Below are 23238 nucleotides of genomic sequence, written 5' to 3' on the forward strand. Positions count from 1 at the left end.
CAACACACTCAACAACACCAAAACAAACACTGTGTTGGTGCCGCGTCCACGATGAAGATCCAACCCCGACCACGCCATGCGTGGGAGCCCAGCAACGGGTCCACAGGGGTTCATAGAGTTACGGCGGCCATAGCGGCAGGGAAACACCCGGTCCCATCCCGAACCCGGAAGTTAAGCCTGCCAGCGCCGATGGTACTGCAACCGAGAGGATGTGGGAGAGTAGGACGCCGCCGGACAAACATTGGCTCAGGGCCAGCACCTTCGGGTGCTGGCCCTGAGTGCTTTTTCCTGCCATCGGCGAGTCCCACGCGTGCTTGTCCACGCCGTTGTTCATCCCCAAGGCCCGGGTGAAGGGCTGTTGTCCACAGCCCGCCGGACGTCGTGCCGGCTGTGTCGGAACCGGTATGCACCATCGTGGGACGGGCGAGCCGACCAGGCGCGCCGCGGAACGCGAGGTGGTCGCAGATGGCGAACGAGCACGGAGAGAGCTGCGAGACGGCGAATGTGGTGCGGCTCAGCGGGCGGCTGGCAGCCGATCCGGAGGAACGAGTGCTGCCGAGTGGCGATCGACTCTGGACATGCCGGGTGGTCGTGCCTCGTGCCGAGGTCCGCACGCTGGCATCCGGGCGCAAGGGACCGTCGGTCGATGTGATCGACCTGGCGGGGTGGTCGGCGAGGGTGCGTCGGTCCATGCGGACCTGGCACGCCGGCGACGTCGTCGGGGTCGAGGGCGCGCTGCGGCGGCGCTTCTACCGGGCCGGCGGCAACACGTCGTCGCGGATGGAGGTCGAGGTCACGAGCGGTCGGCTGCTGCGTCGCGCAGTGAACGGATGAGCACGCCGAGGCTCGGTTTCGGCTGGAAGGAGGTGGCCTTCTCGGGGAGCAGCCGGTCCGCCTCGGCGATCCGGAGCACCAGGTCGACCGATGGCGCCGGCATGAGCACGGCGATCGTGTCGGGCCGCGCGCTGTCGAGGGCCTCATCGACCGTGTGGTGGTAGGTGATCGCCGCGGGTCCGTGGGGGAGCGCGGGGACGATCCTGAGGTGGAGCGCCTCGACCGCGGCCTCGTCCGGCGCGACGTCGAGGCCGACGACCGCCCAGCGCTCGCCGTCGGTTGCGGCGAGGCGTGCCGAGGACAGCGCTGCGACAGCGTCAGCCTGGTTCTGCTCGCGGTACTCGAGGCCGAGGGTCTCCGCCGCATCACGCAGGTCGTCGAGCGACGTCCCGGAGAAGGTGCGGTGGATCGGGCCGAGGAAGAGGGGCGTGTCGGTCTGGTCGACCAGCATCGCGAGACCCAGGTCCGTGGGACGGGGGCCGTCGGGGTGGCCGACGCGGCGGCGCTGGAGCCTGAGGTAGGCCGCGTACCGGTGGTGGCCGTCGGCGATCAGCGCGCGGCTCTCGGCCAGCTCCGCGGTGATGGTGGCGAGTGTCTCGGGGGAGCGCTCGGCCCAGATCCGGTGCTCCTGGCCGCCTCTGTCGGTGAAGGCGTGGTCCGGCTCGCGACGGGCGATCTCGGCGAGGACCTCACGCAGGCGGTCGGTGCCCTGGTGCACGAGCAGGATCGGCGCGGGGTTGAGCTGCATCTCGTCCATCCGGTCGGCGAGCTCGTCGGCCTGGACGGGATGGATGCCCTCGTGCGGCAGGACCGCGCGGTCCTCGGCCCGAGCGGCACGGCGTGACACGTCCAGCGCGCCGACCAGGCCGCGCACGGTCATCCCGTTGGCGGTGTACTCGTGGAGATACAACGCGGGTGCGGTGTCCGCGGTGACCAGACCCCGCGTCTGCCAGCGCAGGAGGCGCGCGGAGACGTCCTTGTAGGGGCGCGCGAAGGCGCGTCCGGTGCTCGGGTTGCCCACGCGGGCGGGGGTGAGCATCAGCGCAGCGAACGGCTCGAGACGCAACGGACCGGCCACGTAGGGCGGGGTCACGAGGGTGGTTGCGTCCATCAGGGCATCGTACGGAGCCGACGGTCGCGGGTGCTGGCAAGGTGGGGCACGTGTTGCTCACATCCGCACAGCCCCTGACCGAGGCCTACGACCTGGCGATGCTCGACCTGGACGGCGTCGTCTACATCGGGCACGAGGCGGTCGACGGCGCGGCCGGCCACATCAGCAGCGCGCGAGCGGCCGGGATGCGCGTCGCGTTCATCACCAACAACGCGTCACGGTCCGCCGCTGTGGTCGCCGAGCACCTGCGCGACCTGGGGGTGGCGGCGCGGCCGAGCGACGTGGTGACCAGCGCCCAGGCGGCGGCCCGGCTGCTGGCCGAGCGCTTCGGCGCGGGCGCCCGGGTCGTCTGCCTCGGCGGTCCGGGTCTGCAGAGCGCCCTCGACGAGATGGGGCTGGTGGCCGTCGACGTCGAGGCCGAGGCGGTGGCGGTCGTGAGCGGGTACGGGCCGGAGCTGTTGTGGCGCGACATCATGCATGCCGCGGTCCGGATCCGCGGAGGGCTGCCGTGGGTGGCCACCAACACCGACCTGACCATCCCGACCGGGTACGGCGTCGCGCCCGGGCACGGCGTGCTCGTCGAGATGGTCGAGCGCTTCGCCGGGATGACCCCGGACGTGGCCGGGAAGCCGGCGCGACCTCTCCTCGACGAGACGGTACGACGGGTGGGCGGTCGGCGCCCGCTCATGGTCGGGGACCGGCTCGACACCGACATCGAGGGGGCGCGCAACGCCGGCGTCGACTCGCTGCTGGTGCTGACCGGCGTGACCGGGCTCGCCGAGCTGGTGGCGGCCGGTCCGAGGGAGCGGCCGACCTACCTCGCGGCGGACCTCGGCGGGCTGACGCTGGCGCATGCGGCGCCGGAGCGGGTCGGAGGTGGCTGGCAGCTGGGCGGCTGGCACGGTCGGGTGGCGCACGGGCGGCTCGAGGTGGAGCAGACCCGTGCCGACGCAGCCCAGGACGACTGGTGGCGGGTGGTGGCGGCGGCCGCGTGGGAGCACCGGGACCGGGCTGGAGCGGTGCCGGACATCACCGCGGCACGGGTCCCCGGAACCGGTGCGCGGGCGCGGTAGCCTCGGGCCATGACCGAGGTACCTGCTCCGGCGCCCACGCCGACCGGGATCGATGCCGTCGACCGGGTGCTCAACCTCGTCGCGGGTCTCGCCGAGCGTCCGCTCGAGGAGCACGCGGGCGTGCTGGAGGAGGCGCACGGCGAGCTCCGGCGCACCCTGGACCACCCGCCGGCCGCTCCGGCCGTCTCCTAGTGCCGCCGCGCCGCCTGCGCCTCGACGCGGAGCTGGTCCGCCGCGGGCTGGCGCCGTCGCGCGAGCGCGCCGCCCAGCTCATCGCCGAGGGCCGGGTGAAGGTCGCCGGAGCGGTGGCGTCCAAGCCGGCCACCGGCGTGACGACCGATGTCGCGATCGTGGTCAAGGAGGGCGAGAACGGGCCGGACTACGTCTCGCGCGGCGCCCACAAGCTGGTGGGCGCGCTGGCTGCGTTCACCCCGCTCGGCCTGCGGGTCGAGGGGCGGCGCTGTCTCGACGCCGGAGCGTCGACGGGCGGGTTCACCGACGTCCTGCTCCGCGCCGGCGCCGCGGAGGTCGTGGCGGTCGACGTCGGGTACGGGCAGCTGCACTGGTCGCTGCAGCAGCACGAGAAGGTCGTCGTCCACGACCGGACGAACGTGCGGACCCTCACCGCCGACGACATCGGGGGCCCGGTGGACCTCGTCGTCGGCGACCTGTCGTTCATCTCGCTCACCTTGGTCCTGGACGCGCTGCTGGGGGTGACCCGGCCCGACGGCGACCTGGCGCTGATGGTCAAGCCGCAGTTCGAGGTCGGCAAGGACCGGCTGGGCAAGGGCGGCGTGGTCCGCGACCCGGAGCTGTGGGTGGAGACGGTGCTGGGGGTCGCGCACGCGGCGGCAGCGCGCGGGTGGGGGGCCCGGGCGGTGACGGTGAGCCCGCTACCGGGCCCGTCGGGCAACGTGGAGTTCTTCGTGTGGCTGCGTCACGGTGCGGCGACGATCGACGACGAGTCCATGGCGGCGATCGTGCGGCGCGGTACGTCGGACCCGGATGAGAAGGTGGATCCATGACGTCGGCGACCAGCGCGACCGCGCGCCGGGTGCTCGTGCTCGCCCACACCGGGCGGTCCGAGGCCCGCGACGTCGCACGATCCTTCGTCAAGGAGCTGACCGGCCACGGCATCGTGGTCCGGCTGCTGCGGCACGAGGCCGACGACCTCGACCTGGTGCCGGAGGACTACGTCCCGGCCGTCGAGCTGACCGACTCCGAGTCCGACGCCAGCCATGGCTGCGAGCTGACCGTCGTCATCGGTGGTGACGGGAGCATCCTGCGTGCCGCCGAGGTGACTCACCAACGCTCGACGCCGGTGCTGGGCGTCAACCTGGGGCACGTCGGCTTCCTTGCCGAGGCCGAGCACGAGGACGTCGCGGCGACGATCGAGGCGATCGTCGAGCAGCGCTACACCACCGAGGACCGGCTCACTCTCGACGTGAAGGCGTACGTCGACGGCGCGCTCGTGTACTCGACCTTCGCCGTGAACGAGGCCAGCGTGGAGAAGGCGGCCCGGGAGCGGATGCTGGAGGTGGTCGTCGAGATCGACGACCGGCCGCTGTCGCGATGGGGCTGCGACGGGGTCGTGTGCGCGACGCCGACCGGCTCGACGGCCTACAACTTCAGCGCGGGCGGGCCGATCGTGTGGCCCCAGGTCGAGGCGCTGTGCATCGTCCCGCTCAGCGCCCATGCGCTGTTCGCCCGGCCGATGGTGGTCGCTCCGTCGTCGGTGATCGCGATCGAGGTGCTCGAGGGAAACCAGGGTTCCGGGGTGCTGTGGTGCGACGGTCGGCGCAGTGTCGACCTGCCGCCGGGCGCCCGGATCGAGGTCAGTCGCGGGCAACGGCCGGTCCGGCTGGTCCGGCTGCACTCGGCGCCGTTCACCGACCGGCTGGTGGCGAAGTTCGGACTGTCGGTCGAGGGCTGGCGTGGAGCGGCGGAGCAGCGCCGCCAGGCGCGGGCGCGGGGAGAGGACGCATGATCGAGGAGATCCGGATCAGCTCGCTCGGGGTCATCGACTCCTCGACCCTCGAGCTGGGCCCCGGCCTGACCGTCATCACCGGTGAGACCGGCGCGGGCAAGACCATGGTCGTGACCGCGCTCGGGCTGCTGCTGGGGGGACGGGCCGACAGCGGTGCGGTGCGCGCCGGTGCCAAGCAGGCGCGGGTCGAGGGACTGGTCGCCGCGAAGGCGCTGCCCCAGCTGGTCAGTGCGGTCGAGGAGGCCGGCGGCGAGGCCGAGGACGGCGGGGTCGTGCTGGCCCGCAACGTGAGTGCCGAGGGCCGGTCCCGGGCGTTCGCGGGGGGTGCGGCCGTCCCGGTCGCCACGCTCGCCGAGCTCGCCGAGCCGCTGGTCGCGGTCCACGGCCAGTCCGACCAGCACCGGCTGCTCAAGGCGCAGACCCAGCGGCACGCGCTCGACCGGTTCGGGGGCCTCGACAAGCTGCTCGCGGCCTACACCAAGATCCACGACCGGCTGGTCGCCACCGAGCGCGAGCTGGCCGAGGTCGTCGCCACGGCGCGGGAGCGGGCGCGGGAGGCCGACGTGCTGCGCTTCGGTGTCGACGAGGTCGCCGCGGTGGCTCCGCAGCCGGGCGAGGACGCGGAGCTCGCCGCCGAGGAGGCGCGGCTGGGGCACGCCGACACGTTGCGGGGTGCGGCCGAGCAGGCACGCGAGGCGCTGTCGAGCGAGCACGGCTCGCCCGACGCGCTGGCGGCCGTCGCGGCCGCACGCGGCCTGCTGGAGAGCGTTCGCGACCATGACCCCGAGGCGGCCGCGCTCGCCGACCGGGTGGCCGAGGTGAGCTATCTGCTGTCCGACGTGGCGGCCGACGTGGCGTCGTACGCCGCCCGGATCGACACGGACCCGACCCGGCTGGCAGCGGTGTCGGAGCGACGGGCGGCACTGACCGGCCTGACCCGCAAGTACGGCGACACGGTCGAGGAGGTGCTGGCGTGGGCGGAGACGTCGGCGATGCGGCTGCTCGACCTCGACTCGACCGACGAGCAGATCGTGGAGCTCACGGCGCGGTCCGCGCAGCTGCGCGCCGACCTCGCGGCGGCGGGCAGCAAGCTCAGCGAGGCGCGGGTGAAGGCCGCGAGCCGGCTGGGCACGGCCGTCTCCGACGAGCTCACCCTGCTGGCGATGCCGCACGCCGTGGTGACCATCCGGGTCTCACCGCGCGCGGCCGAGGCGCCGAGCGACCCGGAGCACCCGCCGGCCGACCTGCTGCAGGTGGGGGAGCGGTGGGTGCGGTTCGGGCGCAGCGGGCTCGACGAGGTCGAGTTCCTGCTCGCCGCCAACACCGGTTCCGAGCCGCGTGCCCTGCACAAGGGCGCCTCGGGCGGTGAGCTGTCCCGGGTGATGCTCGCGGTCGAGGTCTGCCTCGCCGGCACCAGCCCGGTGCCCACGTTCGTGTTCGACGAGGTCGACTCGGGCGTCGGCGGCGCGGCCGCGGTCGAGATCGGACGGCGACTGGCCAAGCTGGCCGAGGACGCCCAGGTGCTGGTCGTCACCCACCTGCCGCAGGTCGCGGCCTTCGCCGACCGCCACGTGCTGGTCGAGAAGTCCAGCGACGGTTCGGTGACCAGCTCGGGCCTGGTCACCCTCGACGACGCGGGCCGGGAGCGGGAGCTCTCCCGCATGCTGGCCGGCCTCGCCGAGTCCGACACCGCCCTCGCCCACGCCCGCGAGCTGCTCGAGCTGGCGCGAAACGCCCCGCGAGCACGGTGAATCAGCCCGACATGACGTAGCATGGAATCCCGTGAACACGGCGCCCGGTAGCGGACAGATTCGGCAGGCAAAGCACGTCTTCGTCACCGGAGGCGTCGCCTCCTCGCTGGGCAAGGGACTCACTGCCTCCAGCCTCGGTCGACTGCTGCGCTCGCGCGGACTGCGGGTCACGATGCAGAAGCTCGACCCGTACCTCAACGTCGACCCCGGCACGATGAACCCGTTCCAGCACGGCGAGGTGTTCGTCACCAACGACGGCGCCGAGACCGACCTCGACATCGGTCACTACGAGCGCTTCTTGGACACCGACCTCAACCAGATCGCCAACGTCACCACCGGGCAGGTCTACTCCTCGGTGATCGCCAAGGAGCGCCGCGGCGACTACCTCGGCGACACGGTCCAGGTGATCCCGCACATCACCAACGAGATCAAGGAACGGATCCTCGCGATGGGCCACGGCGACGAGCCCGTGGACGTGGTCATCACCGAGATCGGTGGCACCGTCGGCGACATCGAGTCGCTGCCGTTCCTCGAGGCCGCGCGCCAGGTCCGCCACGACATCGGCCGCGACAACTGCTTCTTCCTGCACGTCTCACTGGTGCCGTTCATCGGCCCCTCGGGCGAGCTGAAGACCAAGCCCACCCAGCACTCGGTCGCCGCGCTGCGCCAGGTCGGCATCCAGCCCGACGCCGTGGTCTGCCGCGCGGACCGCGAGCTTCCGGAGAGCATCAAGAAGAAGATCTCGCTGATGTGCGACGTCGACCAGGAAGCCGTGGTCACCGCGCCCGACGCGCCGTCGATCTACGACATCCCGAAGGTGCTGCACCGCCAGGGCCTCGACGCGTACGTCGTACGCCGGCTCAACCTGCCCTTCCGCGACGTCGACTGGACGATCTGGGACGACCTGCTCCGCCGGGTGCACCACCCGAAGGAGGACGTCACGATCGCGCTGGTCGGCAAGTACATCGACCTGCACGACGCCTACCTGTCGGTCACCGAGGCGCTGCGCGCCGGCGGCTTCGCGCACGAGGCGAAGGTGCACATCCGCTGGGTGGCCTCCGACGAGTGCGAGACCCAGGCCGGGGCGGCCAAGCACCTCTCCGACGTCGACGCGATCTGCGTCCCGGGCGGCTTCGGCATCCGCGGCCTCGAGGGCAAGCTCGGCGCGCTCACCTACGCGCGCCACAACAAGATCCCGACGCTCGGCTTGTGCCTGGGCCTGCAGTCGATGGTGATCGAGTACGCCCGCACCGAGCTCGGCCTCACCAAGGCCGGCTCGACCGAGTTCGACCCGGACACCCCGGAGCCGGTCATCGCGACGATGGAGGAGCAGAAGTCGATCGTCGAGGGTGCCGGCGACCTGGGCGGAACCATGCGCCTGGGCCTCTACCCGGCCCACCTCAAGGCCGGCACGATCGCCCGTGAGGTCTACGGCGCCGAGGTGATCGAGGAGCGGCACCGCCACCGCTACGAGGTCAACAACGCCTACCGGGCCCAGCTCGAGGAGGCCGGCCTGGTCTTCTCCGGCCTCAACGACGAGCTCGACCTGGTCGAGTTCGTCGAGCTGCCGCGCGAGGTGCACCCCTACTACATCGGCACCCAGGCCCACCCCGAGCTGCGCTCGCGGCCGACCCGTCCGCACCCGCTGTTCGCGGGCCTGGTCGGCGCGGCGATCAAGCGCCAGCGCGAGACCCGGCTCGAGATCGACGACACCCACCTGCACGCCGAGCCCACCGACGACGAGTGAGCGCGCGCCGGTGCCGGAGCTGACCCCGCTGCGCGACGTCCCCGAGTCCTGGCCGGTCGAGGACAGCGTCGACCTGCACCGTGACGGGTGGGTCGTCGCGTTCCGCTCCGACCGGATCCGTCGTCCGGGAGCCGAGCACGAGGAGCCGTTCCGGCGCCTCGTCCTCGAGCACCCCGGGGCGGCGGTCGTCCTCGCGATCGACGACGACGACCGGGTGCTGTGCCTCAAGCAGTACCGGCACCCGGCGCAGTCCCGGCTCGTCGAGCTGCCCGCCGGCGTGATCGACCACCCGGGTGAGGACCCGGAGGAGGTCGGACGACGTGAGCTGCGCGAGGAGGCGGCGCTGGCCGCCGAGCGGTGGACCCACCTGCTCTCGACGCTCAGCTCGCCCGGCTACTCCGCGGAGCGGATCCACTACTACCTCGCCGAGGGGCTCTCGCCCGCCGACCGGGGCGACTTCGAGCTGCGCCACGAGGAGGCGGACCTCGAAGTGCTGTGGGTGCCGTTCGCCGACCTGGTCGACGCGATCCTCGCCGGTGACGTCACCGACGGTCCCGTGGTCCAGGCGGTGCTCGCGGTCCAGGTACGCCGGCACCGGGAGGCCGCCCGTGGTTGAGCTGGACCCGATCGACGCCGCCATCGTCCGCGAGCTCCAGGACGACGCCCGCCTGGCCAACAACGTGCTGGCCGCGCGGGTCGGCATCGCACCGTCCACCTGTCACGGCCGGGTGCGCTCGCTGTTCGAGCGCGGCGTGATCAGGGGGGCGCACGCGGAGGTCGACCAGGCAGCCATCGGTCGCCCGTTGCAGGCGATGATCTCGGTGCGGCTGCGGCCGCACGCCCGCGGCGAGCTGAGCGCCTTCGCGCAGTCGATGACGACACTGCCCGAGGTGCTCAACGTCTACTTCCTCGCCGGCGCCGACGACTTCCTCATCCACGTCGCCACCGCCGGCTCGGAGGAGCTGCGGGAGTTCGTGCTGGACCACCTCAGCGGCACCCGCGACGTCGCGATGACCGAGACCAGCCTGATCTTCGAGCACCTGCGCGGCCGACCGGCCGAACAGGGTTCGGTGCGGCGCCCGCCGCGCGCCTGATCGTCGACGATCCGATCCGGCTCTCCGCGCCGGCCGCGAATTATCGCTCGCACGTCTAGCGGGTGGCTCGACTTATCTTCATGATTTCCTCCAACGAAGGAATTCGCGACGGATTCCGTGACCGGGAGGAACCTGCAGATGCGCGTCGGTGTGCCCAAGGAAGTCAAGAACAACGAGTACCGGGTGGCCATCACGCCGATCGGCGTGCACGAGCTGGTCGCCCACGGCCACGAGGTTGTGGTCCAGGCCGGCGCGGGTGTCGGCTCGCAGATCGCCGACGCGGACTACGTCGCCGCCGGCGCCTCGATCCTGCCCGACGCCGACGCGGTGTGGGGCAGCGCCGAGATGATCCTCAAGGTCAAGGAGCCGGTCGCCGAGGAGTACGCGCGGATGCGCGAGGGCCAGCTGCTCTTCACCTACCTGCACCTCGCCGCCGACAAGGCGCTCACCGAGGAGCTGATCGCCCGCAAGGTGACCGCGATCGCGTACGAGACGGTCCAGCTGCCCTCCGGTGCGTTGCCGCTGCTCTACCCGATGTCCGAGGTCGCGGGCTGCCTCGCGCCCCAGGTCGGTGCCTACTCGCTGATGAAGGCCCAGGGCGGCCGCGGCGTCCTCATGGGCGGCGTCGGTGGTGTCGCCAACGCCAAGGTCGTCGTCATCGGCGCCGGCGTCGCGGGGCAGAACGCCGCCAACATCGCGCTCGGCATGGGTGCCGACGTCACCCTGCTCGACACCGACCTCGACAAGCTGCGGATGTCGTTCTGGCGCTACAACAACCGGGTCCACGGACTCGCCTCGTCGAAGCTGGCGATCGAGCAGCAGGTGACCGAGGCCGACCTGGTCATCGGCGCCGTGCTGATCCCGGGCGCCGCCGCGCCCAAGCTGGTCTCCAACGAGCTGGTGTCGCGGATGAAGCCGGGCTCGGTGCTCGTCGACATCGCGGTCGACCAGGGCGGCTGCTTCGAGGACACCCGTGCCACCACCCACGCCGACCCGACCTACCAGGTGCACAACTCGACGTTCTACTGCGTGGCGAACATGCCCGGCGCGGTGCCGAACACCTCGACGTACGCGCTGACCAACGCGACCCTGCCGTACGCCGTGGCACTCGCCGACAAGGGCTGGCTCGAGGCGTGCCGCGCGGACGCCAGCCTGGCCCTGGGACTCAACACCCACGCCGGCAACCTGACCAACGGCCCCGTCGGCGAGGCCACCGGCATCGCCGCGGTCCCCGTGGCGCAGGCGCTCGCCTGAGCGCACGCTAGCCTGACCGCGTGAGTGGCACGGGTGCGGTGGACCGGGCGGTCCGCACGTACCTGGACCACCTCTCGGTCGAGAAGGGGCTGGCGGCGAACACGCTGACGTCCTACCAGCGCGACCTGCGGCGCTACCGCGTCCACCTCGCGGCAGCCGGGATCGACTCGCTCGACGCGATCACGGAGGCCACGGTCACCGACTTCCTGGTGTGGCTGCGCGAGGGCGACGCGGAGCACCCGCCGCTGAGCGCCTCGAGCGCGGCGCGCACGGTCGTCGCGGTGCGGGGCTTCCACAAGTTCGCGGTCGCCGACGGGTTGGCCCAGGCCGACCCGGCGGCGGGCGTGAAGCCTCCGAGTCCCGCGAAGCGGCTGCCCAAGGCCCTGCCGCTGGCCGACGTCGAGGCGATCCTCGAGGCGGCCGGCGCCGCGGGCACGCCGCTGTCCCTGCGCGACCGCGCGCTGCTGGAGGTCCTCTACGGCACCGGCGCCCGGATCTCGGAGGCGGTCGGCCTCGACGTCGACGACGTCCACCACCTCGTCGAGCCGGACCTCGATGCCGCCGACGCGACCCTGCTGCTGCGCGGCAAGGGCGGCAAGGAGCGGCTGGTGCCCGTCGGGTCGTACGCGCGGGCCGCGCTGTCGGCCTACCTCGTGCGGGGCCGTCCGGCGCTCACCGGGGTCTCGACCGGCTCGACCAGCGCAGGAGCCCTCTTCCTCAACGCCCGCGGCGGCCGCCTGTCGCGGCAGTCGGCGTGGGCCGTGCTGGTCAAGGCCGCCGAGCGCGCCGGGGTGACCCGGGACGTCTCGCCCCACACGCTGCGGCACTCGTTCGCGACCCACCTGCTCGACGGTGGCGCCGACGTCCGCGTGGTCCAGGAGCTGCTCGGGCACGCGTCGGTCACCACGACGCAGGTCTACACGCTCGTCACCGTCGACAACCTGCGCGAGGTCTTCGCCACCGCGCACCCGAGGGCGCGCCATGGCTGAGTCGAGTGACGACGCATACGACCGGATCCTGCAGTACGCCGAGCAGCGTGGCCTGCAGCTGTACCCGCACCAGGAGGACGCGATCCTCGCGCTGCTGGGTGGCGACAACGTCGTGCTGGCGACGCCGACCGGGTCCGGCAAGTCGCTGGTCGCGATGGCGGCCGCGATGGGTGCGCTCGCCGACGACCGGGTCACCTTCTACACCGCACCGATCAAGGCGCTGGTGAGCGAGAAGTTCTTCGACCTGGTCGACGTGTTCGGTGCGACCGACGTCGGCATGCTGACCGGCGACGTCGCGGTCAACGCCGACGCCCCGGTGATCTGCTGCACCGCCGAGGTGCTGGCGAACATCGCGCTGCGCGAGGGCGAGCGGGCCGACGTCGGCATGGTCGTGATGGACGAGTTCCACTTCTACGGCGAGCCGGGCCGCGGCTGGGCGTGGCAGGTGCCGCTCATCGAGCTGCCGCAGGCGCAGTTCCTGCTCATGTCGGCCACCCTCGGCGACACCACCGACCTGGCGGCCGACCTGACCCGGCGCAACGGGCGGGACACGACGGTCGTCGACCAGGCCGAGCGCCCCGTCCCGCTGGACTTCTCGTGGTCGCTGGAGCCGATGGGGGAGAAGCTCGAGGAGCTGGTCACCACCGGCCAGGGGCCCGTGTACGTCGTCCACTTCACCCAGGCCGCCGCGGTCGAGCACGCCGTGTCGCTGCTCAGCGGGCCGGGCCGGTTGGACACCGTCCTGCCGAAGGACCGCAAGGAGCAGATCGCCGAGCGGATCGCGGGGGTCCGCTTCGCGGCCGGCTTCGGCAAGACCCTCAACAAGCTGCTGCGGCAGGGGATCGGCGTCCACCACGCCGGCATGCTGCCGCGCTACCGCCGCCTCGTCGAGCAGCTCGCGCAGGCCGGGCTGCTGACCGTCATCTGCGGCACCGACACCCTCGGCGTCGGCATCAACGTCCCGATCCGCACGGTGCTGTTCACCGGACTCGCCAAGTTCGACGGCAGCCGGCAGCGGGTGCTGCGCACGCGCGAGTTCCTCCAGATCGCCGGCCGGGCCGGGCGGGCGGGCTTCGACACCGCGGGCTACGTCGTCGTCCAGGCGCCCGAGCACGTCATCGAGAACGAGAAGGCCAAGGCGAAGTCCGAGGCGAAGAACGCGGCGAACCCCAAGAAGAAGTCCAAGCCCCAGCTCAAGAAGCCGCCCGAGGGCACCGTCGTGTGGAGCGAGCAGACCTTCGCCAAGCTGGTCGAGGGCAAGCCCGAGCCGCTGAAGTCACAGATGAAGGTCGACAACGCGATGCTCGTCAACGTGCTCTCCCGCGAGGAGGACGCGTTCCCCGTCATGCGGCGGCTGCTGACCGACAACCACGAGGACCGGCGCAGCCAGCTCCGCCTTGCCAAGCGGGCGGTGCGGCTGGCCCGCAGCCTGGTCGCCTCCGAGGTGCTGACCCGGCTCGACGAGGTCGACGGGTTCGGCCGGCGCTACGTGCTCACCGAGGCGCTGCCCGAGGACTTCGCGCTCAACCAGCCGCTCTCCCACTTCGCCCTCGCCGTGCTCGACGTGCTCGACCCCGACAGCGAAACCTTCACCCTCGACGTGGTCTCGGTCGTCGAGGCGACCCTCGAGGCGCCGCGGCCGCTGCTGATGGCCCAGCGGCACGCCGCCCGCGGCGAGGCGATCGCGGCGCTCAAGGCTGACGGCGTCGAGTACGACGAGCGGATGGCCCTCGTCGAGGACATCACCTGGCCCGAGCCGCTCGGCGAGCTGCTCGAGCCGCTCTTCGAGACCTACCGTGAGCGGCATCCCTGGCTCGCGCCCGACGCGCTCGCGCCGAAGTCGGTCGTGCGGCAGATGTGGGAGCAGGGCATGGGGTTCACCGACCTCGTCTCCCGCTACCAGGTGGCGCGCTCCGAGGGGCTGGTGCTGCGCTATCTCACCGACGCCTACCGCGCGCTGCGCCAGAGTGTGCCGGCGTCGTACCGCACCGAGGAGCTGGACCTCCTCGTCGAGTGGCTGGGGGAGACGGTCCGGCAGGTCGACTCCTCGCTGCTCGACGAGTGGGAGGCGCTCAACGACCCCGACCACGCGTCGCGTGCGGTCCACGACCATGCGCCCCCGCCCCCGCCCCGACCGCTGAGCCAGCAGGGGCGGGTGTTCGAGGTGATGGTCCGCAACGCGCTGTGGCGCCGGGTGGAGCTGGTGGCGCGCGACGAGGTTCCGGCACTGGCCGCGCTCGACGAGGGAGCCGCGTGGAGCGAGGCCGACTGGGACCAGGCGATCGAGGACTACTACGCCGAGCACGACCGGCTGCTGACCGACGCCGACGCGCGTGGGCCGGTGCTGCTGGCGATCGAGAAGTCCGCCGACCGGTGGGTCGCGACGCAGACGCTGCACGACCCGGAGGGCCACCACGACTGGGTGATCCGGGCCGAGGTGGACCTCGCGGCCAGCGACGAGGCAGGCGAGGCCGTCGTCCGGACCCTGGAGATGGTGAGCCTGACGGGCTGACCGGCGCGCCTCCCGAATGTCGCTGTGTCGACATTGTTGGATGGAGGGGTCCCGGGCTCTGGGGAAGGAGCCCGCAACCATCCAGACAAAGGTGAGGGCGATGGTCGGCTTCTACGGAGGATCCAGTGCACCCGATATGCCGCCGAGGATGCCGGTCCCGGCGCCCGGCAGCGACGTACCGCTCGGCACGGAGGACGCAGCCGTGACCAGCGAGGCGGCGCGCGAGGACGCGATGACGCTGCAGTTCCCGGTGCCGCTGCCGGCGGTGGAGTCCGCCGCCGAGCGCGCCGCGGTGCAGACGGTGACCGGCGAGATCGGCCCGACCGGGCGCCCGATGCCGGTGCTGCCCGACCCGAAGCCGGTCACCGCCCACGGCCACGCGCGGGTCATCTCGATGTGCAACCAGAAGGGTGGCGTCGGCAAGACCACGACGACCATCAACCTGGGTGCGGCGCTGGCCGAGTACGGCCGCAAGGTGCTGCTCGTCGACTTCGACCCGCAGGGCTCGCTCTCGGTCGGCCTCGGCCTCAACCCGCACGAGATGGAGAGCACGGTCTACAACCTGCTCATGGATCCCGAGGCCACGCTCGACGAGGTCGTCGTGCCCTCCGGTGTTCCCGGCATGGACCTGCTGCCCTCCAACATCGACCTGTCCGCCGCCGAGGTGCAGCTGGTCCACGAGGTCGCCCGCGAGCAGACGCTGCAGCGCGTCCTCGCGCCGGCGATCGAGCAGTACGACGTCATCCTCATCGACTGCCAGCCCTCGCTCGGCCTGTTGACGGTCAACGCGCTCACCGCCTCCGACGGCGTGATCGTGCCGCTGGAGTGCGAGTACTTCGCCCTGCGCGGCGTCGCCCTGCTCAAGGCCACCATCGACAAGGTCAAGCAGCGCCTCAACCCCGGCCTGGAGGTCGACGGCGTCCTCGGCACCATGTACGACGGCCGCACCCTGCACGGCCGCGAGGTGCTCGAGCGTCTGGTGCAGGCGTGGGGCGACAAGGTCTTCCACACCGTCATCCGCCGCACCGTGAAGTTCTCCGACTCGACCGTCGCGGGCGAGCCGATCACGTCGTACGCCTCCAGCTCGAGCGGGGCGGAGGCGTACCGCCAGCTCGCGAAGGAGGTGGCGCTGCGGTGTCTCGACGTGTGAGCATGCCGGCCGCGGACGACCTGTTCCGGCCGACCGCCGAACCGTCGGGGCCCGCCGTGCGCGCTGTCCCCGACCCGCCGGCGACGCTGCCGCAGCCGCCCGCCGAGGCCCAGAAGGGACCGAGCGGGCGGGTGCGGCACGACGAGAAGATCACGGTCTACGTCACCGCCGCGGAGCTGATGGAGCTGGAGAAGGCGCGGCTCACGCTGCGCGGCGAGCACGGCATGGCGGTCGACCGCGGTCGCCTGGTCCGCGAGGCGCTGCACTTGGTCCTGGGCGAGCTCGAGGCCGAGGGGGAGGGCTCCGCGCTGGTCCGGCGCCTGCGTGAGTCATGATGCAGGCGTGAGCGAGGTCGAGGCGGGCGAGCACGACCCGCAGCACGGAGGCTTCGCCGTACGCCTGGCGAACTTCGAGGGCCCCTTCGACCTGTTGCTGAGCCTGATCGCGAAGCACAAGCTCGACGTCACCGAGATCGCGCTCTCGAAGGTCACCGACGAGTTCATCGCGCACATCAAGGAGCTCCCGGACGACGCGCTCGAGGAGACGACGTCCTTCCTCCTCGTCGCGGCGACCCTGCTCGACCTCAAGGCCGCCCGGCTGCTGCCCGCCGGTGACGTGGAGGACGAGGAGGACCTCGCGCTGCTGGAGGCGCGGGACCTGCTGTTCGCGCGGTTGTTGCAGTACAAGGCCTACAAGCAGGTCGCGGCGGTCCTCGACGGGCGGCTGCAGGCCGAGTCACGGCGCTACCCGCGGGCCGTCGGGTTGGAGGAGCGGTACGCCGGCCTGCTGCCCGAGGTGCTGATCGGGATCGGGCTCGATGCGTTCGCGGCGCTGGCGGCGAAGGCGATGACGCCCCGGCCCGAGCTGCAGCTGACCCTGCACCACATCCACGCCTCGACGGTGAGCGTGCGCGAGCAGGCGGCGCTCGTGGTCGACCGACTGCGGCGCAGCGGCACGCTGACCTTCCGGGCACTGTGCGGCGACTCGCCGGACACACTGACCACGGTGGCGCGGTTCCTCTCGCTCCTCGAGCTGTTCCGCGAGGGCGCCGTCGCCTTCGACCAGGTGACACCCCTGGGCGAGCTGACGGTGCGCTGGACCGGTGACGAGGCGGTCGACGTGGCGGACCTGATCACCGACGAGTTCGACGGGGCGGCGCCGAGCGGCGACGCGCCCGCGGAGGAGAATCCGAGCGATGACTGAACAGACCGACGAGGCCGACGAGACCGACGAGGCCGTCGAGCCGGCGGCGCCGTTGCGGCCCGCACTGGAGGCGGTGCTCATGGTCGCCGACCAGCCCCTCGACGCGGTGGCCCTGGCGAGTGCCGTGCGCCACCCCGAGGCGGAGGTCGTCGAGGCACTGGGCGCTCTGGCCGCCGAGTACGACGAGCAGGGCCGCGGGTTCGAGCTGCGCAACGTCGCCGGCGGCTGGCGCTACTACACCCGCGAGGAGCTCGCGCCCGTCGTCGAGGCGTTCGTGCTCGAGGGCCAGCAGGCCCGGCTCACCCAGGCCGCGCTGGAGACCCTCGCCGTCGTCGCCTACCAGCAGCCGGTCTCCCGGGCCCGGGTGTCGGCGGTGCGCGGGGTCAACGTCGACGGCGTGATGCGGACCCTGCTCAGCCGCGGCCTGGTCGAGGAGGCGGGCCGCGACGGCGAGCACGGCGCGACCCTGTACCGCACCACCGCCTACTTCCTGGAGCGGATCGGGATCGTCTCGCTGGACGAGCTGCCCGACCTGGCGCCGCACCTGCCCGACCTCGCCGAGGTCGAGGAGGAGCTGCGCGAAGCCGTGGCCGAGCCGGTCGAGCCGGTCGAGGAGAGCGTGGAGAGCGTGGAGGAGGCCGACGATGACGCGTGACATCGCCGTCGACGACGACGGCCAGATTCGGCTGCAGAAGCTGCTCGCCCAGTCCGGCGTGGCCTCACGCCGTCGCTGCGAGGAGCTGATGCTCGAGGGCGAGGTCGAGGTGGACGGCGAGATCGTCACCCGGCTCGGCACCAAGGTCGACCCGCGCACCGCGGTGATCAAGGTGTCCGGCAGGCGGCTGCCCCCGATCTCCGACCACGTCTACCTGGTGCTCAACAAGCCGCGCGGCGTGGTGTCCACGATGTCCGACCCGCAGGGGCGCCGTACCCTCTCCGACCTGGTGGCGGACCGTCCGGAACGGCTGTTCCACGTGGGGCGGCTCGACACTGACACCTCGGGCCTGCTGCTGCTCACCAACGACGGCGACTTCGCGCACCGGATGGCGCACCCGTCGTTCGAGGTCGAGAAGACCTATGTCGCCGAGGTGGCCGGCCGGCTGGCGAAGGCCACCGTCGCCCAGTTGCTCGCCGGGGTGACGCTGGAGGACGGCCCGGTCGAGGTACGCCGGGCGCGGGTCATCGCCACCGCGGCCGACAAGTCGATCATCGAGCTGGTCATCCACGAGGGCCGCAACCGGATCGTGCGCCGGCTGCTCGACCAGGTGGGGCACCCCGTGCGCCAGCTGAGCCGGACCAGGTTCGGGCCGATCGAGCTCGGCACGCTCGGCGGCGGCAAGCTGCGCGAGCTGTCCGACGACGAGCTCGGCCAGCTGCTGGAGCTGGTCGGTCTCTAGACCTACCGTGGGTCGGGTGATCTCGGCCCCAGCGGTTCCCGCCGCGTTGCGAAGGCATGTCGTCGCCCGGATCCCGTACGACGTCGACTTCGGCGCGCCGGGCGTCCATCGGGGGCTGCCGTCCACGACGATCACGCTGGTCCTGCCGCTCGACGACCCGCTGCGGGTGTCCTGGGCCGGGCGCCCGGAGACGCTGCACACGGCGTTCGCGTCGCTGTCGGGGCTGCACACCGAGCCGGCGGCGATCCACCACGACGGCTCGCAGCGCGGTGTGCAGCTGGCGTTGACCCTCGAGGGCGCCCGGGTGCTCCTCGGGCGACCCGCCGCGGACCTGTCCGGGGCGCTGACCGACCTCGAGGAGGCCGTCGTACCGCCGGAGTTGCGGGAGCTGCCGGAGCGGCTGCACGCGCTGCCCTCGTGGCCGGCGCGGATCGCGCTGCTCGACCGGACGCTCGCCGGGGTGGCCGCGCGTGACGCAGCTCCGGCACCGCAGGCGGCGGTGGCACACGCGCTGGCGCTGCTCACCTCCGGCAGGCAGGTGGCCGAGGTGGCCGCGGCGGTCGGGTACAGCCGGCGTCGGCTCGGGACGCTGGTCCGGGCCGAGTGCGGGCTGGCGCCCAAGGCGTTCCAACGGGTCGCCCGGCTGGAGACCGCCCGGCAGCTGCTGGGGCGTCGGTCGCTGGCGGAGGTGGCCGCCGTGTGCGGGTACGCCGACCAGGCGCACCTGACCCGCGAGTGGACAGCGCTGGCGGGCTGCACGCCGAGGACCTGGCTGCGCGAGGAGTTCCCGTTCGTCCAAGACCGGCGCGACGACGGGGAAGCAGGCTGGCAGGCATGACCACGACAACCACCTCCGCAGCAACCGTCCGCCTCTGGGCCGCGATGCAGTTCCGCGACGTCGACACGATGACCGCGTGGCTGCGCGCGGTCGGCTTCGTCGAGCACGCCACCCACCGCGACGACGCCGGCACCGTCGTCCACGCCGAGTGGCTGTGGCCCGGCGGCGGCGGGATCATGTTCGGCGCCGTGCGGCCCGACGCTCCGCTCCAGCCCACGGGCAGCGCCGCCGTCTACCTCGTGACCGACGACCCCGACGCCGTCTTCGCCGCCGCCGTCGCGGCCGGGGCGAGCGTGGAGCGCGCGATGGTCGACCAGGACTACGGCGGCCGCGGTGGCAGCGTCCGGGATCCCGAGGGCAACCACTGGTCCTTCGGGTCCTACCAGCCCGGCGCGGACGAGTGAGCCCGATCCCCTAACCTGTCGTGCGTGTCTGAGACGAGTCTGACGAGTCTGCTCACGGGCCCGGTCGAGGTCGTCGGGACCGGCCTGATCGGCACCTCGATCGCGCTGGCCTGCCGTCGCGCGGGCCTCGAGGTGCTGTTGACCGACACCACCTCCGACCACGTGCGGACGGCGACGGGGCTCGGCGCCGGTCGGGCGCGCACGGCGCAGGACGTGCCGCAGCTGGTCGTGGTCGCCGTACCCCCGGACGCGTTGGGCGCCGTGATCAACCAGGTCCTCGACACGGCCGGACCGGAGACGGTCGTGACCGACGTGGGCAGCGTCAAGGCAGGACCGCTGGCCGCGGTCGCCGGACACCCGGCGATCAGCAGGTACGTCGGCAGCCACCCGATGGCGGGCACCGAGCACTCCGGTCCGCTCTCGGCCAACGCCGAGCTCTTCGACGGCCGACCCTGGGCGATCGTGCCCGGGCCGGACGCCACCTCCTCGGCCACCCGCGTGGTCGAGGCCCTGGCCCTGGTGTGCGGAGCGGTGCCGGTGCACCTGAGCCCCGTCGAGCACGACCGCGCCGTCGCGCGCACCTCGCACGTCCCGCACCTGATGGCCTCCCTCGTCGCCGGCACCCTCGCGGGTGCGTCCCCCGAGCACCTGGCCCTCTCCGGCACCGGCGTGCGCGACGTGACCCGGGTCGCCGGCGGAGACCCGCACCTGTACAGCCAGATCATCAGCGGCAACGCGACCGCGGTCGCCACGCTGCTCGCCGAGGTCCGCGACCGGCTCGACCTCGCCCTCGAAGCGGTCGCCGCCGGGGACCGGGCTGGGCTGGAGTCGCTGCTGGCCTACGGCCAGGCGGGAACCCGGGCGATCCCGGGCAAGCATGGTGCCGCGCCCCAGCCGATGGAGGCCGTGCGGATCGCCCTGCCCGACCAGCCGGGCGGGCTGGCCCGGCTGTTCTCCGACGCGGGCGACAGCGGCGTCAACATCGAGGACGTGCGGATCGACCACGACCCGGGCCGTCCGGTGGGTCTGGTCGAGCTGGACGTCGTGGTGGGCCGGGCCGAGGAGCTGCGCGCCGCTCTGGAGTCGAGGGGCTGGGTGACCCACCGGTAAGGTGCGGGCCGTGAATGCGCCGGTGGAGGTCCCCGTGAACGTGGTTGTCGCTGTCGACGGAACCTCCGGATCGGGCAAGTCGAGCACCTGCCGTGCGGTCGCGGACCGGCTCGGCCTGCGTTACCTCGACACGGGCGCGCAGTACCGCGCCATCACCTGGTGGATGCTGTCCCAGGGGATCGACGTGCACGACGCGGCCGCGGTCGCCGCCCGCGCGGGGGAGCCGGTGCTCGTCTCCGGGACCGACCCGCTGGCTCCGAGCATCACCGTCGACGGCCGCGACGTCTCGGTCGAGATCCGCAGCGACGAGGTCAACGGCGCGGTCTCGCCCGTCAGCGCCGTCCCGGAGGTCCGTGCGCGCCTGGTCGAGCTGCAGCGCGCGCTGATCGGCGCCGGCGGCATCGTCGTCGAAGGCCGCGACATCGGCTCCGTGGTCTGGCCGCAGGCCGAGCTCAAGGTCTACCTCACCGCCGACCCGGCCGCCCGGGCCGCCCGCCGGGCCCTGGAGAACGGCGGTGCCGATGTCGCCGCCACCCAGGAGTCCCTGCTCGCGCGCGACAAGATCGACTCCGGCCGGGCCGTCGCCCCGCTGACCATGGCCGACGGCGCGGTCCACGTGGACTCGACCGCGCTGAGCCTCGCCGAGGTCGTCGACGTCGTGGTGGGACTGGTGATGGAGCGCGTGTGAGCGCGCACCTCCAGCATCCGCGCAGCGACGCGGTCCCGATGCCTGCGCGCGGGCTGCTGGTGCGCGGACGTCGTACGGCGCGCTGGGTGATCCGGCGGCGCTGGGACGTCCGGGTGCACCACCCCGAGCGGTTCCCGGCCCACGGCGCGGCCGTCGTCGCGGGCAACCACATCGGCTTCGTCGACGGTCCGCTGATGGCGATCTTCGCGCCTCGACCGGTGCACGCCCTGACCAAGATCGAGATGTTCTCGGGGCCCGTGGGGCCGTTCCTCCGGGCGGCGGGACAGATCCCGCTCGACCGGTTCCACACCGATCCGGCGGCGGTGCGGACCGCGTTGCGGGTGCTCCGCGAGGGGCACGCGGTCGGCGTCTTCCCCGAGGGCACCCGCGGCCCGGGGGACCTCGAGCGCTTCCACGGCGGAGCGGCCTACCTCGCCCTGGTGACCGGGGCGCCCGTCGTACCGCTGAGCTTCCTGGGGTCACGCGACCCGGGTGGATCGAGCAGCTCGCTGCCCCACCACGGAGCCCGGATCGACATCGTCGTGGGGGCGCCGTACGCCGTCGATGCGGCTCCGTGGCCTCGGACGCGGGAGAATGTCCGTCTGACCTCGGCCGCGCTGCGCGCCCACATGCAGCAGCAGCTGGCCGAAGCCCTGGACGAGACGGGGCGGCGCCTGCCCGGACCGCTCCCGCAAGGAGAACGTGATGAGTGAAGACACCCCGACCGGGGTGGTCCCGGTGCTGGCCGTCGTCGGCCGCCCCAACGTCGGCAAGTCGACCCTGGTGAACCGGATCCTCGGTCGCCGCGAGGCCGTCGTCGAGGACATCCCCGGCGTGACCCGCGACCGTGTGTCCTACGACGCCGAGTGGGCCGGGCGGGCGTTCACGCTCGTCGACACCGGCGGCTGGGACCCCGACGCGCGCGGCATGGCCGAGCGGATCAAGGCTCAGGCCGAGGTCGCCGTCACCCTCGCCGACGCCGTGCTCTTCGTCGTCGACGCGTCGGTGGGCATCACCGACGCCGACGAGGCCGTCGTCCGGGTGCTGCGCAAGTCCGGGAAGCCGATCGTGCTCGCCGCCAACAAGGTCGACGACGAACGGGCCGAGGCCGAGGCCTTCGGCTTGTGGAACCTCGGGCTCGGCGAGCCGGTCCCCGTCTCCGCCCTGCACGGGCGCGGCTCCGGCGACCTGCTCGACGCGGTGCTCGCGGTGCTGCCCGAGCCCACGGACCGGGTCGAGGAGGAGATCGGCGGCCCCCGCCGGATCGCCATCGTCGGGCGGCCCAACGTCGGCAAGTCCTCGCTGCTCAACAAGCTCGCCGGCGAGGAGCGCGTCGTCGTCGACAACGTCGCCGGTACGACCGTCGACCCGGTCGACGAGCTCGTGTCGCTGGGCGGGAGGGACTGGCGGTTCATCGACACCGCCGGTATCCGCAAGCGGGTCAAGGAGGCCTCGGGCCACGAGTACTACGCGTGGCTGCGCACCTCCACGGCGATCGAGCGCGCCGAGGTGTGCGTGCTCGTGCTCGCCGGCAACGAGTCGATCGCCGAGCAGGACATGCGGATCCTCCAGGAGGTGCGCGAGGCCGGCAAGGCGCTCGTGATCGCCTTCAACAAGTGGGACCTCGTCGACGCCGAGCGCCGCTACTACCTCGACCGCGAGATCGAGCGCGACCTCGTGCAGGTGCAGTGGGCGCCGCGGATCAACATCACCGCGAAGACCGGCTGGCACATCGACCGGCTCGTGCCCGCGCTCGACCGCGCCATCGAGGGCTGGGAGACCCGGATCTCCACCGGTGCCCTCAACGCCTTTCTCGGCCGCATCGTCGCCGAGCACCCGCACCCCGTGCGCGGCGGCAAGCAGCCGCGGATCCTGTTCGGCAGCCAGGTGCAGAGCGCGCCGCCGGTGTTCAAGCTGTTCACCACCGGCAAGCTCGACCAGGGGTACGAGCGGTTCATCGAGCGACGGCTGCGTGAGGAGTTCGGTTTCGTCGGTACGCCGATCGAGATCAAGGTGCAGCCGCGGGAGAAGCGCGGACGTCGCTAGGCGGTCGTGGCGTTGCGGTTTGGTCCCCAACCGCAACCTCACGGCCGGTT

General features: G+C 72.5%; 24 protein-coding genes and 1 rRNA gene. 24 read left to right on the plus strand and 1 reads right to left on the minus strand.

What is annotated here, in order from left to right:
• Positions 1 to 119: 119 nt before the first annotated feature.
• Positions 120 to 236, plus strand: a 5S ribosomal RNA gene (gene rrf / locus KU893_RS21315).
• 229 nt (positions 237 to 465) lie between these two features.
• Positions 466 to 834 carry a single-stranded DNA-binding protein gene (locus KU893_RS21320; protein ID WP_218236579.1) on the plus strand — a complete coding sequence of 123 codons (369 nt, stop codon included), beginning with the start codon at positions 466 to 468 and terminating at the stop codon, positions 832 to 834.
• On the opposite strand, the gene KU893_RS21325 is transcribed toward KU893_RS21320, so the two are convergent.
• Entirely contained in the window at positions 794 to 1945 is a 1152-nt protein-coding gene (locus tag KU893_RS21325) for a DUF1015 family protein (protein ID WP_218236581.1), read from the minus strand. The two genes, KU893_RS21320 and KU893_RS21325, sit on opposite strands and share 41 nt — an antisense overlap.
• A 50-nt stretch (positions 1946 to 1995) precedes the next feature.
• Between KU893_RS21325 and KU893_RS21330 the strand changes: the two genes are divergently transcribed.
• From KU893_RS21330 to der, 22 genes are all read left to right on the plus strand, one after another.
• Positions 1996 to 3018 (plus strand): HAD-IIA family hydrolase, encoded by a 1023-nt coding sequence (locus KU893_RS21330; RefSeq protein ID WP_257441537.1) that lies wholly within the window; start codon positions 1996 to 1998, stop codon positions 3016 to 3018.
• A 9-nt stretch (positions 3019 to 3027) separates the two neighbouring features.
• Complete coding sequence (locus tag KU893_RS21335) at positions 3028 to 3210, plus strand: hypothetical protein (protein WP_218236583.1); 183 nt, start codon at positions 3028 to 3030, stop codon at positions 3208 to 3210.
• Positions 3210 to 4043 carry a TlyA family RNA methyltransferase gene (locus KU893_RS21340; RefSeq protein WP_218236585.1) on the plus strand — a complete coding sequence of 278 codons (834 nt, stop codon included), beginning with the start codon at positions 3210 to 3212 and terminating at the stop codon, positions 4041 to 4043. The genes KU893_RS21335 and KU893_RS21340 overlap by 1 nt, the downstream gene beginning before the upstream one ends.
• Complete coding sequence (locus tag KU893_RS21345) at positions 4040 to 5005, plus strand: NAD kinase (protein ID WP_218236587.1); 966 nt, start codon at positions 4040 to 4042, stop codon at positions 5003 to 5005. Before KU893_RS21340 ends, KU893_RS21345 begins: the two co-directional genes overlap by 4 nt.
• Positions 5002 to 6756: a DNA repair protein RecN gene (gene recN, locus KU893_RS21350; RefSeq protein WP_218236589.1), complete on the plus strand. Its 1755-nt coding sequence runs from the start codon at positions 5002 to 5004 to the stop codon at positions 6754 to 6756. Before KU893_RS21345 ends, recN begins: the two co-directional genes overlap by 4 nt.
• 31 nt (positions 6757 to 6787) lie before the next feature.
• A complete protein-coding gene (gene pyrG / locus KU893_RS21355) occupies positions 6788 to 8503 on the plus strand; it encodes a CTP synthase (protein ID WP_257441536.1) in 1716 nt (571 codons plus the stop codon).
• A 10-nt stretch (positions 8504 to 8513) separates the two neighbouring features.
• A complete protein-coding gene (locus KU893_RS21360) occupies positions 8514 to 9119 on the plus strand; it encodes an NUDIX domain-containing protein (RefSeq protein WP_257441534.1) in 606 nt (201 codons plus the stop codon).
• On the plus strand, positions 9112 to 9597 hold the full coding sequence (locus KU893_RS21365) for an Lrp/AsnC family transcriptional regulator (protein WP_257441532.1): 486 nt from the start codon (positions 9112 to 9114) through the stop codon (positions 9595 to 9597). The genes KU893_RS21360 and KU893_RS21365 overlap by 8 nt, the downstream gene beginning before the upstream one ends.
• 138 nt (positions 9598 to 9735) lie before the next feature.
• On the plus strand, positions 9736 to 10851 hold the full coding sequence (gene ald, locus KU893_RS21370) for an alanine dehydrogenase (RefSeq protein ID WP_218236594.1): 1116 nt from the start codon (positions 9736 to 9738) through the stop codon (positions 10849 to 10851).
• A gap of 20 nt (positions 10852 to 10871) precedes the next feature.
• Positions 10872 to 11840, plus strand: a complete 969-nt coding sequence (locus KU893_RS21375) for a site-specific tyrosine recombinase XerD (protein WP_257441531.1) — start codon at positions 10872 to 10874, stop codon at positions 11838 to 11840.
• Entirely contained in the window at positions 11833 to 14352 is a 2520-nt protein-coding gene (locus KU893_RS21380; protein WP_218236596.1) for a DEAD/DEAH box helicase, read from the plus strand. Before KU893_RS21375 ends, KU893_RS21380 begins: the two co-directional genes overlap by 8 nt.
• A 232-nt stretch (positions 14353 to 14584) precedes the next feature.
• Positions 14585 to 15502: a ParA family protein gene (locus KU893_RS21385; RefSeq protein ID WP_425575333.1), complete on the plus strand. Its 918-nt coding sequence runs from the start codon at positions 14585 to 14587 to the stop codon at positions 15500 to 15502.
• Entirely contained in the window at positions 15487 to 15837 is a 351-nt protein-coding gene (locus KU893_RS21390) for a hypothetical protein (protein WP_257441529.1), read from the plus strand. The genes KU893_RS21385 and KU893_RS21390 overlap by 16 nt, the downstream gene beginning before the upstream one ends.
• A 7-nt stretch (positions 15838 to 15844) precedes the next feature.
• Positions 15845 to 16705, plus strand: coding sequence for a segregation and condensation protein A (locus tag KU893_RS21395; protein WP_218236600.1), 861 nt, complete (start codon positions 15845 to 15847; stop codon positions 16703 to 16705).
• Positions 16698 to 17360 carry an SMC-Scp complex subunit ScpB gene (gene scpB, locus KU893_RS21400; protein WP_218236602.1) on the plus strand — a complete coding sequence of 221 codons (663 nt, stop codon included), beginning with the start codon at positions 16698 to 16700 and terminating at the stop codon, positions 17358 to 17360. The genes KU893_RS21395 and scpB overlap by 8 nt, the downstream gene beginning before the upstream one ends.
• Positions 17350 to 18102: a pseudouridine synthase gene (locus tag KU893_RS21405; RefSeq protein ID WP_218236604.1), complete on the plus strand. Its 753-nt coding sequence runs from the start codon at positions 17350 to 17352 to the stop codon at positions 18100 to 18102. Before scpB ends, KU893_RS21405 begins: the two co-directional genes overlap by 11 nt.
• A gap of 16 nt (positions 18103 to 18118) precedes the next feature.
• On the plus strand, positions 18119 to 18940 hold the full coding sequence (locus KU893_RS21410; RefSeq protein WP_257441528.1) for a helix-turn-helix domain-containing protein: 822 nt from the start codon (positions 18119 to 18121) through the stop codon (positions 18938 to 18940).
• Entirely contained in the window at positions 18937 to 19344 is a 408-nt protein-coding gene (locus KU893_RS21415; protein WP_218236606.1) for a VOC family protein, read from the plus strand. The genes KU893_RS21410 and KU893_RS21415 overlap by 4 nt, the downstream gene beginning before the upstream one ends.
• 24 nt (positions 19345 to 19368) lie before the next feature.
• On the plus strand, positions 19369 to 20454 hold the full coding sequence (locus KU893_RS21420) for a prephenate dehydrogenase (protein ID WP_257441527.1): 1086 nt from the start codon (positions 19369 to 19371) through the stop codon (positions 20452 to 20454).
• 34 nt (positions 20455 to 20488) lie between these two features.
• On the plus strand, positions 20489 to 21142 hold the full coding sequence (cmk, locus tag KU893_RS21425; RefSeq protein WP_308167238.1) for a (d)CMP kinase: 654 nt from the start codon (positions 20489 to 20491) through the stop codon (positions 21140 to 21142).
• Complete coding sequence (locus KU893_RS21430; protein WP_257441526.1) at positions 21139 to 21855, plus strand: lysophospholipid acyltransferase family protein; 717 nt, start codon at positions 21139 to 21141, stop codon at positions 21853 to 21855. The genes cmk and KU893_RS21430 overlap by 4 nt, the downstream gene beginning before the upstream one ends.
• Entirely contained in the window at positions 21848 to 23188 is a 1341-nt protein-coding gene (gene der, locus KU893_RS21435; protein ID WP_218236608.1) for a ribosome biogenesis GTPase Der, read from the plus strand. The genes KU893_RS21430 and der overlap by 8 nt, the downstream gene beginning before the upstream one ends.
• Positions 23189 to 23238 lie beyond the last annotated feature (50 nt).

The organism is Nocardioides daeguensis (assembly GCF_019192965.1).
GTDB lineage: Bacteria > Actinomycetota > Actinomycetes > Propionibacteriales > Nocardioidaceae > Nocardioides > Nocardioides daeguensis.